The organism is Onishia niordana, from assembly GCF_004798965.1.
Taxonomy (GTDB): Bacteria; Pseudomonadota; Gammaproteobacteria; order Pseudomonadales; family Halomonadaceae; genus Onishia; species Onishia niordana.
This window is the reverse complement of record NZ_SDSD01000162.1, coordinates 1-239: the sequence shown is the minus strand read 5'-3', so window position 1 is coordinate 239 and position 239 is coordinate 1. Positions and strand designations below refer to the sequence as shown.

The 239-nt window shown below is 26.4% G+C and carries 1 protein-coding gene; it reads left to right on the top strand.

Annotated features, from left to right (window positions below; all coding sequences use genetic code 11):
• A partial coding sequence (locus ETC27_RS17485) for a hypothetical protein (protein WP_205742806.1) occupies window positions 1-239 on the top strand: 239 nt, incomplete at both ends.

Here is a 239-nt window from a genome sequence, read left to right as displayed (position 1 = left end):
AAGTAGCCCGAAATTTTTAGAAAGTCATTCCAGTATTGATGATATTATTCAATTTGTAAATATGGATTCTGATAAAGAACAAATAGAATGGATAGTTTCAGAAATTGAAAAAAATATTAATGAAGATGAATTGCTTGCTAGAGATATAATAGTTATTAATCCGGATCCAAAAACTACAAAATCCAAAGTTTCATTGATAAGATCCATGTTATTTACTAAAGGGATATATAGTCATATTG